We start from the raw sequence: 11,640 nt of genomic DNA on the forward strand, positions 1-11,640 counted from the left end.
TCCTCGTCGTGGACGACAAATGGCAGGATCACGACGCGGTGTCCGCCGCATCACACACCGTCCGGACAGGCCACCGGCTCAGAGCTCGGAAAGACACCCAGGGCGCCGAACGTTCTCGGTCAACTTTCCCGAGAGCGCCGGCGACATCGATGACATCCAGCGACATCACGGACACGCACTTCGGTCCGCGCCGACGCGCCGACGCGGCACGGATCGACGACACCCGCTCCGTTCGGCACCGGCCCCCACGTGGGGAGGGGCCGGTGCCGGACGGGCCGGGTACCGCTACCTCCTGGACGATTGCCTGATCGCCTCCTAGACGATCCACCCCGCCGTGCGGGCGGCGGCGACGGCATGGTGTTCGGCCTCGTCGGCCGTGGCGTTCAGTGCCGCGTTCCGGCCGGGTGCCGGGCCGCCCGCGGCGGTTGCCGCCGCCTGGGAGGCGGTCAGGGCGGCGCGCAGGGCCGAGGCGGCGCCGGTGGTGTCGCGCGAGGCGGCCACCTGGGCCGCCAGGGCGGCCGCCGCGGCGGCGTTCCGGGCGCAGCGGGCGTCCGCCGCGGGATCGGGCGCACTCGCCGCCAGCGCGTCGAGCGATCCGGCCGACAGCCGCAGCGCGGCCGCGGCCCTGCCGACGGGGCTCGTCGGCACGAGCTGGGCGGCCTCCTGGGTGACGCCGGCGTGGCGGCAGGTGGCGACGGCACGGTCGTACGCGCTGCGGGCACGGTCGGCGTGGATCTTTCTCAGCGCCGCCGACGCCGCGGCCCTGGGCACTGCCTCTTCGAGTCCGCTCATCTTCGGTCTCCCTCTGCCGAGACGGCTCCGTGTGCTGTCGGGGACGGGGCGCGGGCAGGGTGCCATGCCGGCCGTGAAGAGGCCAGAAGCGTGCCGCGGATCGCCCTGGAAACCTGACGGTCCGTCAGCTAGGGTCGGCCCGCCTGCCGTTCCTGAAGGGGTGAGTGCCATGGTGAATCGTCCTGATTGCCCGCAACCTCCCGGTACCCCGCGCTGGGTCGCGATGTTCTACCAGCCCTCCCAGGCCTCCTGGCGGCTGGGCGCGGAGTCCCCCGACCGAGCCCCCGTGCTGTACGCCGTGGGAGACATGGCCCAGACCGTACGCGCGCGCGGAGACGACGTGACGGTCGCGGTGTGGGGCCCGCGGGACGGCACCTGGCACCGGTTCGACACCCCGGCCGCCAGGCCGTCCGCGCCCGAGGTGTCCCCGGCAGGCCCCGAGGAGCCGGCCAAGCTGGCCGAGCGCATGTCGGACCGCCGCCACCAGGTGCTCATGGCAGGCCTGAGCAAGGCGGGGCTGTACGACCTCTCCCCCGAGGACGCCGAGGCGGTGCGGGCGCTGGTCGACCGGCTCGACGAACCGACGGTCCGCCGGGTCGCCCACTGGCTCGCCGCCGCGGGCGCGCCGCAGCGCGGCTAGGATCCACCGGTTCACCGGGCGGCCCACAGGGCAGTGACGTCCTGAAAGTCACTCGAGGCTGGAGGACGTATGAAGGTCTTCGTCGAGCGCTCCGTGTGCTACGGCTCCGCCGAGTGCGCGCACCGGGCCCCGTCCGTGTTCGCGTTCGAGGACGAGTACGGCGTGGTCCGGCCCGGCCGGGAAGAGTCCGGGGACGATCCGCAGGTGCGCGAGGCGGCCGAGAAATGCCCCTCGCAGGCCATCGTGCTCACCGGACGAGACGGAGCGGGCCCCGGTCAGCCACCGGCGGGGTAGGTCCACCCGAAGTCCGCCAGCGCCCGCGCCCTGGCCTCTGCCACGGCCATGCGCGCCGCCCGCTCGGCCGGGTCGACATGCGAGGCCTGCCCGGTCGCCTGCCCCTCCCACTTCCGGTACAGCAGCCCCACCTCGGCCGAGAACCAGCCGCGGCTGACCGCGTTGAGCGCCAGCAGCAGGCCCGTGTCCTCGGAGGCGGGCAGGGCCATCCAGCCGCCCAGGGCCGTCAGCAGGTCCCGGCGGACGAAGAGCGTCGCCGGATGCACCTGGGCCCGGAACCCGTTCTCCTTCCAGAAGCGCAGGACGGCCCCGCGCTCGACCGGGCCGTCGTCCGGGTCGCCGGGGAAGCCGGCCGTGGTGCCGCCGGGCAGCAGGTCCAGGACCCGGGAGGTGGTCCAGCCGATCGTGCGGTCCGCCTCCAGCACGGCCAGGTCGCGGGCGAGGGCGCCGGGCGGGAGCTGGTCGTCGGCGTCCAGGACCTTCACGTACTCCCCGTCGGCGTGCGCCAGCGCGATCGTGCGGGCGACACCGGGCCCGCCCGGCCGGCCCTGACGGAAGCTCACCCGCTCGTCGTCCGGGACGTAGGGGCGGACCGCGTCCGTCGTGCCGTCCTCCTGGATCACCCAGTCCCACTCCCAGCCGTCCGGAAGCCACTGCTCGCACAGGGACTTGTAGGCCTCCGGCAGGAAGCGGGCGGACGGGGCGTGGACAGCGGTGACTACGGTGATGCGCCGGGGCACGGCGGCATTCACCACCTTTCCAGACGAGTGGTGAAGAGCAGTTCCGTACGGTCGCCGGGCAGGACGACGTCGGAGACGTCCACGACGCGGCCGCGGGTGTCGTACGAGGTCTTCCGGACCAGGATCACCGCCGTGCCGGCCGGCAGCTCCAGCTCCCGGGTCTCCTCCGGGGTCGGCGGACGCGCGGTGAAACGTTCCTCGACGCGGTCGATCTCCACGCCCACGGTGGCGAGCTGGTGGTGGGTGCCGCCGGGCCAGGGCTCCTTGGACACGTCCAGGAGGTCGGGGTTGGCCGCCGCCACGGCATGCAGGAGATAAGAGGTGACGAGGCTGAAGGGGGCCGTCTCCGCCGCGACCCGGGTGCGGTAGCTGCGTTCGAGGAGCGCCGTGCCCTCCGGCACGCCGAAGACCTCGGCCAGCGGGCCGGGTGCCTCGATCGTGCGGTAGCGCGCGAGGAAGACGAGATCAGCCGGCACCAGACCGGTGTCGTGCTCCGTGGCGCCGGTCGCGGCCCGGGTGGTCCGGGGCTGCCGGGCCCGGTCCTTCTCCCACTGGTGACGGCCGCCGTCGCGCAGCATCCGGGTGCGAGGACGCCGTACGAACGTGTCGCGCCCGTGCGGCCTGTCGTCCGCGATCTCCTCGTAGGCCCTGGGCACGCGTCCAGGCTACGACTCCTGAAGAGGACCTGACGACTTGGCGGTCGTGGTCCCGTGAAACGCGCAAGACCCCCGGCCGGGGCCCGGCCGGGGGTCTGTTCGTGTCGACTGGTGCGTACGCAAGTCGCCGTCATGTCGAAACGTCTGCGGTCCTGCGTGCTGCCGCGCGGCTCAGGACGTGAGGGGTTCCGTGGACTGGGTCGCCGGGTCCGTCTGCGCTTCCGTCTCGTCGAGGGGGCGGTGCCGGCAGCCGGGGGACTTTCCGTGGGCCTCGGCCCCGATCCGCTGCTTCATCGTGGGGGGCAGGGACTTGCCATGGGACCAGGACCAGTGGTGCATCGCCGGGATCGTCGGGACCGTCCGTTGCGCGGTGGTGGCCTGCGGGCTCTCGGTCCGGGGCGCGGCCGTCGCGGCGGTGGCGGTGGTGGTGGCGAGTCCGAGCGCCGTGCACAGCGCGAGGAAGGCGGTGACGATGGCGGTCCACAGCTTCATGACCTTGTTCTGGGTCATGGCCCCTCACTTTCGGGTTGGGCGATTTGCGTACTTTCCTCATGATGTGTATGAGGTTCGCGAAGTGGTGGACCTCCGCCCGTGGCGCGTCGATGTTCTGATGAACACCACTCGGATGGACGCAAGAGGGTCGGAATGCCGTCAAAACCAGGTGAGGGAGTGCGAAGGGGGAGCAAAAGTCACGGTCCGTGGGGGTGTGATCACCCTCCGATCGGAGCGGCGCCGACCTGGTCTATTGCGCTTCCGGGGGCGGGAGTTGGGGGTCGACGCAGGTCACCGATCGATATCGGTCGGTGTGTATAGTCGGGCGCCAGAGGTCCCCTACGTCAAGGAAAGACGAGGTCGCGCGGTGAAGAAGCTGCTCCTGGTCGCACTGGCCGCCATCGGCGGGCTCCTCGTGTACCGCCAGATCCAGGCGGATCGCGCCGAGCAGGATCTGTGGACGGAGGCGACTGACTCCGTGCCCACGGGTTCGTGAGTACCGATCCAGAATCTGATCAGACCCCGGCCGCCTGCGCGGTCGGGGTTTTGTGTTGTCCGGGCGGGTCCCCCGCCACGGCTCGTGTTGCGGGTGCTCGACGGGTGGTGTAGGCGTTCCTGCGGGGCGCTCGGACACGGGGACGGACGGGGCGGGTGTTTCGGACGGCCGTACGGATTCCACGGATGGCGCAGGGGCGCCCGGGGAAGGATGGGCCACGGTCGGGTACGCGGCGACAGAGGGGTGGCACGTGCGGGGGCGAGGGCGTACGACGTGGTGGTGGGGCGGCCGGGCGGTCGTGACCGCTGTCCTGTGCGCCGTGGCCGCGCTGCCGGGCGGGATCGCGGCAGCCGGCGAGCCGGGGACGTACGCCTTCGCTCCGGATGCCCTGCCGGTCACCGGCGCGACGAGCCCCGCCGGCGCCCCACGGCTGGAGCCCGGCCGGACCTACCGCAGCTCCCTGCCCAGGAACGGCAGGCGCTTCTACCGCCTCGACCTCGCCACCGCGACCACCACGGCGTACGTCCCCGTCACCGCCGTACCCCCCGCCGACGCCACGGTCACGGCCACCGACGGCATCCGTGTATCGGTCCAGGACGCCTCGGGCGGCTCCTGCTCCAACGCCGCCGCCAGCTTCGGCGCCGCACGGAGCCCCCGTCCGGTCACGGCCCTGGCCGAGCGCGAGCCCGGCCGGACGCTGTGCCCGGGCGCGGGGACGTACTACGTACTCGTGGAACGCGTCGACTCCGGTACGGCGGACCAGGCACAGCCGTGGTACCTGGAGATCAAGCCGGTCACGGAACCCCGCCTGGCGAAGGCCGGGCCCACCACCGCGCCCCGGGCCTGGGACTCCGCCTCCCCCGAGCCCCTCGCCGGTGACCCCCGCGACCGGACCGGCGGCACCGGCTTCAGCACCGCTCGCCTGCTGGGCGAAGGGGTCTGGCGGACCCGCGTCACCCCGGGGCGGACCCTCTTCTACAAGGTGCCGGTCGACTGGGGCCGCCGGGTGCACGCCGTCGCCGAACTGGACGGCTCCACGAGCGGCCACGGCTATGTCGGCGGCGCCCTGAACCTGTCGCTGTACAACCCGGTCCGCGGGCTCGTCGACGACACCTCCCTCGGTTACACCGGCACCCGCAAGCCCGTCGCCCTCGCACCGCTGCCGCCGGTCGAGTACGCCAACCGGTACGCCGTGCTCACCGGGGAGAACGCGATGCGATTCGCCGGTGACTACTACCTGGTCGTGCACCTCAGCAAGCAGATGGCCGACACCTTCGGGCAGGGGCCGTTCGACGTGACGCTGCGGGTACGGCTCGACGGGCAGGCGCAGAGCGGGCCCCGGTACGCCGGGCGACCCGTGCCGGACGACGTCTTCACGCTCACGGCGCAGGACCGGGCGGCGGCGACCGGGAGCACCGGCGGCGGTGACACCGCGATGCGGGCGCTCGCCGTCGGGGGGATCGGTACCGGGACCGCGCTGCTGCTGGTGCTGGGCGTGTGGACCGTGGTGGCCCGGCGGGCTCAGACGCGGGTCAGTGCCCAGAAGCCCACGGCGTAGCAGGCCAGCGCCAGAAGCAGGATCGGGATCGCCGCCTTGGCCGGGGGGCCGGGGCGGCGGGCGGCGCGGCGGGCCCGGCGGCCGTGCGCGCGGGGTGTTCCTGTCGGCTGCGCGCGAGGCGGAATCCGCGGGTCCTGCGCGGTGTACGAAGCGGTGGAGGTGTCGACGCGCGGCTGCGCCTGCGGGACCGGGGGCACAGGGGCTGCCGGGGCGGGTGGCAGGCCGGGCTGGGCGCCGGGGTGTGCCTGCTGGGCGTACGGCTGGGGGCTCGGGGTCGGCTGCGGGGGCGGGAGGTGGAAGCTGCCGGTGTCCGACATCGGGGGAAGCGCGGAGTGCTGCGAGTCGCTGTCGCTCAGGCGGGGGTCGGCTGCCGGTCTCTCGGTGCTGTCGGTGTCCGTGGCCGACTGTGCTTCCCGTACCCGGACTCCGGACGCGCGCTTGAGCGGGCCGTCGGGGCCGAACCCGGAGGGCAGCGGCCCGAGTTGGTCGAATATCTCGATCAACTCGTCGTCGGGGCCGGGCTCCGGCAGGAGTTCGGCGGCGGAGGCGAGCGCCTTGCGCGCTCCCGTGGCGGTGCGGAAACGGGCCGTCGGATCGGGCTGGAGCAGGGTGGCGACGACTTGCCACAGCGGCTCGGGAACTCCCTTGGGCGGGCCGGGAGTTCCGTGCTCCATGAAGTACTGCACCAGCGCCTTGGCGTCGGGCTTGGCACCTTCGAGCAGATACAGGGCGACCAGACCCACGGCGAACAGGTCGGCGGGAAAGTCCGGGTCGGCGCCCAGCATCTGCTCGGGCGCCAGGTAACCGGGCGTCCCCACCACGAGGTTGGTCTCCGTCAGCCGTGGTTCACCGAACCGCATGGCGATGCCGAAGTCGGACAGCCTGAGCCGCGGCCGGCCGGTGCCGGTGGCTTCGAGCAGCAGGTTGGCGGGCTTGATGTCCCGGTGGACGACCCCTTCCGCGTGCACCGCGGAGAGCCCCGACAGGAGCTGGTCGAGCAGGAGGCACACGTACGCCGGCGGCAGCGGTCCGTAGTCGCCGACGAGGTGGACCAGCGAGCCGCCCCCGACCAGGTCCATGGTGAACAGGACCTTGTCGTCGTCGGCGGCCCAGCTGGCCGGGGCGAGGACATGGGGGTGGTCGATGCGCAGCGCCTGTTCCCGTACGAAGCGCAGCAGCGAGTGGGCGTCACGCTGCTGGAGCACCTTGGCGGCCACATAGCGCCGGCGCCGGTGGTCCCAGGCACGCCACACCGCGCCCGCGCCGCCACGCCCGATCGGGTCGGCCAGCTCGTACCGGCCGGCGAAGACCTCACCCATGACAGTTCGCCGCTCCTCCCCCTAGCCACGCGTTTCCCCTCTACCCCGTCTACCCCCTGTGCCCCCTGTATCCCCCCTCTTACGACCCTGAGCCCGGCCTCGGACCCCCTCCGAGGAACCGGGCCCAGGGGTCAGTTCTGGTGGGACTGGTAGTGCGCGACCGCGTCCGAGGTGCGGCCGGCGCCGTAGACCCGGAGGAACTCTGCCAGTTCGGGGTGGCTCGGGGCGAGGGTGTCGGCGGCCTCGATGATGTCGCCGGCGGCGGCCACCGAGCGCAGCAGCGACTGGATCTCGCGCACCACGCGCTTGACCGTCGGCGCCCCCGAACCGCTCGTGGTGTGCGTGGTGTTGCTGAGCACGGATCCCCCCTGGGACTTCTTGATCTCGTCCATCCGGTCGGTCGCCTCGGCCGCGCTGACGCTGCCGTCCGCGACCTGTGCCGCCAGCTCCTGCAGCAGCTGCACCCGCTGGACCACCGCGGGATTGCCGATCTTGGCGCGCTGGCCGCTCATCAGCTGCGACAGCATCGGGGCCGACAGGCCCAGTACCGCCGCGAGACGGGCCTGGTTGAGCCCGAGATCGTCGATGAGCTTACGGAAGAGCGCCCCCAACGGCTCCCCGTACCAGTTCCGCTGCAGCTCCCGCGCTCTCGCGGTCGCTTCCTGCTGTGCGGCGTCCATTGCGTCTCCCCATCGCTTCCCCAAAAAATCCGCGGTTCGCTGTAGCGAACCACGACGAGCATCTTACGGAGAGTGGTCATCCGCGGGGACCCCCAATCTTTTTGCGGGATACGGGGGGTGACCCGGTACTCTGGTCTGCGGCGCCCGCCGGAACGCAAGATCCGGCTGACGCTTCCCTTCCCGGGGCCTTAGCTCAGTTGGTAGAGCGCCGTCTTTGCATGGCGGATGTCAGGGGTTCGACTCCCCTAGGCTCCACAGCGTATGACCCCTCTGACCTGCGGAAACGCGGTCAGGGGGGTTCTTTTGTGCCGATTTTCCGTGCGTGCGTGTCCGGTTCTCAGCCCGCTGCTGCCTCGCGCCGGGCCAGGATCGCGGCTCGACGCTCCTCGAACCGGGCGGCCTGTGTATCCAGGCTCTCCAGAAACGCTCCCAGCTCTTCCTGGGCTTTCAGGCCGTCCGGGCCGAGGCCGGCGATGTCCAGGACCCTGAGATGGCGGAGCACCGGCTGGAGCACGTCGTCGTGATGGACGCGCAGGTTGTAGACGCCGCCGAGGGCGATCCGCGCCGCCGCCCGCTCGAAGCCCGGCATCCCGTGGCCCGGCATCCTGAAGGCGGTCACCACCTCGGCGATGGCCCGCATCGCCTGGTCCGGGGCGAGTTCCAGGGCGGCCATGAGCAGGTTGCGGTAGAAGAGCATGTGAAGGTTCTCGTCCTTGGCCACCTGGGCCAGCATGCGGTCGCAGACCGGGTCGCCGGACAGGTGACCGGTGTTGCGGTGGGAGATGCGGGTGGCCAGTTCCTGGAAGGCGACGTAGGCCACGGTATGCAGGGGCGAGTGCCGGTTGTCGGAGACGAAGCCCGCGCTCATGTGCGTCATCCGGGCCTGTTCCAGGGCGGCCGGGTCGACGGCGCGGGTGGCGAGGAGGTAGTCGCGCAGCACCATGGAGTGCCGGGCCTCCTCGGCGGTCCAGCGGTGCACCCAGGTGCCCCAGGCGCCGTCGCGCCCGAAGAGGGTGGCGATCTCGTGGTGGTAGCTGGGCAGGTTGTCCTCGGTCAGCAGGTTCACCACCAGCGCGACGCGGCCGACCTCGGTGAGGGGCGACTGCTCCGGTGACCAGGGCTCGCCGCCCAGCGGTCCGTCGAAGTCCCGGCCCTGGCTCCACGGCACGTACTCGTGCGGCATCCACTCCTTGAACACGCTCAGGTGCCGGTTGAGTTCGCGCTCCACCACCTCTTCCAGCGCGATCAGGAGTTCGGCGTCGGTCCAGGTGAGACGGGCAGGGGGCATGGGTCGAGGCTCCAGTTGTCGGTGTTGCGTGAAACCTACGGTTGCGTAGGTCGGTCACCGTGTCCGCACGGAGCGGATGGCGGCTAGGGCCGTTCGGCCCTGGAGACCGGGGCCCATGGGGCATTTCACACAAGTGTTTTACTGGCGTGCCTTTTCGGCTGTGCGAGATGTTCACGCCCATTTCCGACAGGAGCCGTGCCGATGCCGTGCCCACCCCGTCCGCTCCGACCGCCCCGGTTCCCGCGTCTGCCGCGCCTTGCTCTGTACGCGTGCGGCGCCTGTGTGGGGAGCCGCTGATGGCGCCGGCACCTGACACGGGAGGCGGCGCGGCGGGCCCGCTGCGCGAGGACTATCACGCCCTGTTGGCGCGGCACGAGGCGATGCGGCTGCGCCGTCGGCTGCTGGCGGCCGGGCCGTCGTCGAGGACAGGCGGAGCCGCTTCGCCCAGGACCGGGGAGGCGTACGACGGCGTGGCCGACCAGCGGGTGATCCTGCGGGACCTGCACCTGGTCACGCCTTTCGACGAGTTGATCGCCCACCTGTATACGGCGATGTTCGAGCGGCGTCCCTACCTGCGGTCGCTGTTCCCCGACTCGATGGAGTTCCAGCAGGCCCATCTCGCCAGGATCTTCACGTACTTGATCGACCATCTGCACCGTCCTGCCGAAGTAGCCGCCTTCTTACGTCAGTTGGGCAGTGATCACCGCAAGCTCGGGGTGCGTGCGGCGCACTACGAGACGTTCGAGCAGGCGCTGTGCGAGGCGTTGCGCCGCCACGCGGGCGAGCGGTGGAGCCAGGAGCTGGAGGGGGCCTGGCTGCGGATGCTGGGGTTCGCCGTCGCGGCCATGGTCGACGGTGCGGAGGCGGCGGTGGCCGAACCGCTCTACTGGAACGGCGTGGTCTGCGCGCACGAGCGGCGTCGCCCCGACCTCGCCGTCCTCCGCGTCCGAACGTCCGAGCCGTACCCCTACCGGGCCGGGCAGTACGCCGCCCTGGAGTCACCGCTGCTCCCGCAGACCTGGCGGCACTACTCCCTGGCCTGCGCGCCCCGGCCCGACACGGAGCTGGAGTTCCACGTGCGGTGCACCGCCCGGGGCGGGCTCAGCGAGGCGCTGGTGGAGCACACCCGCGTGGGTGACACGCTGCGCCTGGGCCCGGCGCGGGGCCGGCTGACAGCCGACGGTGAATCCGCCGCCGCCCGCGACGTCCTGCTCGTGGCGGGCGGTACCGGGTGGGCGCCGCTCAGGGCCCTGCTCGAGGATCTGGCCGCCCGCCGTGAACCCGGCCGCGCCGTCCATCTCTTCCTCGGCGTCCGCCGGCCCGACGACCTGTACGACTTGCCGGCCGTGGCCGCACTGGAGCGGCGGTGTCCTTGGCTGCGCGTGATCCCCGTGATCACCCGGGGACCGGGGACCGGTCAGGACGCGACGGTGGCCGAGGCCGTGGCCCGCCACGGCGACTGGTCTCGGCACGTGGCGTGCCTGGCGGGCCCGCCCGCCATGGTCGGTGCCGTGGCAGACGTCCTGGCCGCCATGGGCATGCCCGCCGAGCGGATCCGCCACGACCCCGTCACAGACCTCGTCGCGGACGCCGGCGCAGAGCGTGAAGGAGCGGACTCATGAACGGCACGGACACCGCGAGCGGTGCCCATGCCGTCGTCATCGGCGGCGGGATCACGGGGATGGACATGGTCTCGGCGCTACGACGGCTGCTTCCCCTCCGACTGGGCCGCCTGCAGGTCGGCGAGCAGTTCCGCCTGTCCCGCCAGCACGCCCGACAGGATCGTGCGCGCCACCCGCAGCAGTTCCGCCACTTCCGGGCTGGTCAGCGAGTAGTACACGTTCGAGCCCTCCTTGCGGGTCCGCACCAGGTTGGCCCGCCGCAGCACGGCCAGCTGCTGGGACAGGTGCGCGGGCTCGATCCCCACCTCGGGCAGCATCTCCGCGACCGCGTGCTCGCGCCGACTCAGCAGTTCCAGGACGCGTATGCGGGCCGGGTGGCCGAGCGTTTTGAAGAACTCGGCCTTCATCTGGTAGAGCGGCGTACTCACCGTGCCGTCCCCTCCCCGGCGCAGCACGGCCCCACCGGCCGGACCACTCGCCATCGCATCCACGCACTCGTCACGAACATGCGACCCATCCTCGCGCGCGGCAGCGGCAGAACCGAACCCGCGCCGAGGAGGCGGTCGCCACAGGCGCGGTGAGCCGGTTCAGACCTTCTTGACCACGCTGGACTTCAGCTGCATGGCGCCGAACCCGTCGACCTTGCAGTCGATGTCGTGGCCGTCCACGCCGTCGACGAGCCGGATGTTGCGCACCTTGGTGCCCGCCTTGATGCCGGTCGGGCTGCCCTTGACCTTGAGCGTCTTCACCACGGTCACGGCGTCGCCGTCGGCGAGCACGTTGCCGACCGCGTCCTTGATCACCCGGTCACCGCCCGCGTCGGCCGATCCCTCGGACGTCGACCACTCGTGGCCGCATTCGGGACAGACGAGGAGTGCGCCCATCTCGTAGGTGTACGTACCGGAGCATTCGGGGCAGGAGGGGAGGTTTTCACTCATGGGAACAGTCTCTTTCATTGAGCCTTTTCAGCGCTGCCGCTCCAGGGTGAGGACGGCTGCGGCGATTGACGACATTCGATTCGGGCTGCATCGTGCCCTGCGGAAGATCCGCCACGACTTCAGTC

Annotated in this window: 14 protein-coding genes, 1 tRNA gene and 1 pseudogene; 6 read left to right on the forward strand and 10 right to left on the reverse strand. The window is 71.8% G+C overall.

Annotation, left to right across the window (positions count from 1 at the left end; genetic code table 11):
* Positions 1 to 315 precede the first annotated feature (315 nt).
* Positions 316 to 792, reverse strand: a complete 477-nt coding sequence (locus ACFY3C_RS27275) for a hypothetical protein (protein ID WP_390772586.1) — start codon at positions 790 to 792, stop codon at positions 316 to 318.
* Between the two features lie 169 nt (positions 793 to 961).
* Here ACFY3C_RS27275 and ACFY3C_RS27280 point away from each other — a divergent pair, with 169 nt between their 5' ends.
* A complete protein-coding gene (locus tag ACFY3C_RS27280) occupies positions 962 to 1,432 on the forward strand; it encodes a hypothetical protein (RefSeq protein ID WP_390772587.1) in 471 nt (156 codons plus the stop codon).
* A gap of 69 nt (positions 1,433 to 1,501) precedes the next feature.
* The gene (locus tag ACFY3C_RS27285; protein WP_390772588.1) at positions 1,502 to 1,726 is read left to right on the forward strand and encodes a ferredoxin; all 225 of its coding nucleotides are present in this window, start codon (positions 1,502 to 1,504) and stop codon (positions 1,724 to 1,726) included.
* Here the strand turns inward: ACFY3C_RS27285 and ACFY3C_RS27290 are convergent.
* From ACFY3C_RS27290 to ACFY3C_RS27300, 3 genes are all read right to left on the reverse strand, one after another.
* A complete protein-coding gene (locus tag ACFY3C_RS27290; protein ID WP_390772589.1) occupies positions 1,708 to 2,466 on the reverse strand; it encodes a glycosyltransferase family 2 protein in 759 nt (252 codons plus the stop codon). The two genes, ACFY3C_RS27285 and ACFY3C_RS27290, sit on opposite strands and share 19 nt — an antisense overlap.
* An 8-nt stretch (positions 2,467 to 2,474) precedes the next feature.
* Complete coding sequence (locus ACFY3C_RS27295) at positions 2,475 to 3,122, reverse strand: UTRA domain-containing protein (RefSeq protein WP_390772590.1); 648 nt, start codon at positions 3,120 to 3,122, stop codon at positions 2,475 to 2,477.
* 171 nt (positions 3,123 to 3,293) lie between these two features.
* Complete coding sequence (locus ACFY3C_RS27300) at positions 3,294 to 3,632, reverse strand: DUF6344 domain-containing protein (protein ID WP_390772591.1); 339 nt, start codon at positions 3,630 to 3,632, stop codon at positions 3,294 to 3,296.
* Positions 3,633 to 3,981: 349 nt separating this feature from the next.
* On the opposite strand from ACFY3C_RS27300, the gene ACFY3C_RS27305 reads away from it, so the two are divergent.
* Together ACFY3C_RS27305 and ACFY3C_RS27310 are read left to right on the forward strand one after the other, a co-directional pair.
* Positions 3,982 to 4,110 carry a DLW-39 family protein gene (locus ACFY3C_RS27305; protein ID WP_003999697.1) on the forward strand — a complete coding sequence of 43 codons (129 nt, stop codon included), beginning with the start codon at positions 3,982 to 3,984 and terminating at the stop codon, positions 4,108 to 4,110.
* A 298-nt stretch (positions 4,111 to 4,408) separates the two neighbouring features.
* Entirely contained in the window at positions 4,409 to 5,668 is a 1,260-nt protein-coding gene (locus ACFY3C_RS27310; RefSeq protein ID WP_390772592.1) for a hypothetical protein, read from the forward strand.
* On the opposite strand, the gene ACFY3C_RS27315 is transcribed toward ACFY3C_RS27310, so the two are convergent.
* Positions 5,632 to 6,987, reverse strand: coding sequence for a serine/threonine-protein kinase (locus ACFY3C_RS27315; RefSeq protein ID WP_390772593.1), 1,356 nt, complete (start codon positions 6,985 to 6,987; stop codon positions 5,632 to 5,634). The two genes, ACFY3C_RS27310 and ACFY3C_RS27315, sit on opposite strands and share 37 nt — an antisense overlap.
* Before the next feature lie 131 nt (positions 6,988 to 7,118).
* Positions 7,119 to 7,667: a helix-turn-helix domain-containing protein gene (locus ACFY3C_RS27320; RefSeq protein WP_386572667.1), complete on the reverse strand. Its 549-nt coding sequence runs from the start codon at positions 7,665 to 7,667 to the stop codon at positions 7,119 to 7,121.
* Positions 7,668 to 7,849: 182 nt separating this feature from the next.
* Between ACFY3C_RS27320 and ACFY3C_RS27325 the strand changes: the two genes are divergently transcribed.
* Positions 7,850 to 7,922, forward strand: a tRNA-Ala gene (locus ACFY3C_RS27325).
* A gap of 82 nt (positions 7,923 to 8,004) precedes the next feature.
* On the opposite strand, the gene ACFY3C_RS27330 is transcribed toward ACFY3C_RS27325, so the two are convergent.
* Positions 8,005 to 8,955, reverse strand: coding sequence for an acyl-ACP desaturase (locus tag ACFY3C_RS27330; protein WP_390772594.1), 951 nt, complete (start codon positions 8,953 to 8,955; stop codon positions 8,005 to 8,007).
* A 296-nt stretch (positions 8,956 to 9,251) separates the two neighbouring features.
* On the opposite strand from ACFY3C_RS27330, the gene ACFY3C_RS27335 reads away from it, so the two are divergent.
* A complete protein-coding gene (locus ACFY3C_RS27335) occupies positions 9,252 to 10,577 on the forward strand; it encodes a globin domain-containing protein (RefSeq protein WP_390772595.1) in 1,326 nt (441 codons plus the stop codon).
* Between the two features lie 77 nt (positions 10,578 to 10,654).
* On the opposite strand, the gene ACFY3C_RS27340 is transcribed toward ACFY3C_RS27335, so the two are convergent.
* The 3 genes and pseudogenes from ACFY3C_RS27340 to ACFY3C_RS27350 form a co-directional block, all read right to left on the reverse strand.
* Positions 10,655 to 11,005 carry an ArsR/SmtB family transcription factor gene (locus tag ACFY3C_RS27340; RefSeq protein WP_386572670.1) on the reverse strand — a complete coding sequence of 117 codons (351 nt, stop codon included), beginning with the start codon at positions 11,003 to 11,005 and terminating at the stop codon, positions 10,655 to 10,657.
* A 159-nt stretch (positions 11,006 to 11,164) separates the two neighbouring features.
* Positions 11,165 to 11,515: a zinc ribbon domain-containing protein YjdM gene (locus ACFY3C_RS27345; RefSeq protein WP_390772596.1), complete on the reverse strand. Its 351-nt coding sequence runs from the start codon at positions 11,513 to 11,515 to the stop codon at positions 11,165 to 11,167.
* Between the two features lie 27 nt (positions 11,516 to 11,542).
* Positions 11,543 to 11,640: pseudogene (locus ACFY3C_RS27350) on the reverse strand (IS5/IS1182 family transposase); the annotation flags it as partial.

The organism is Streptomyces sp. NPDC001410 (genome assembly GCF_042895235.1).
Lineage (GTDB): Bacteria > Actinomycetota > Actinomycetes > Streptomycetales > Streptomycetaceae > Streptomyces.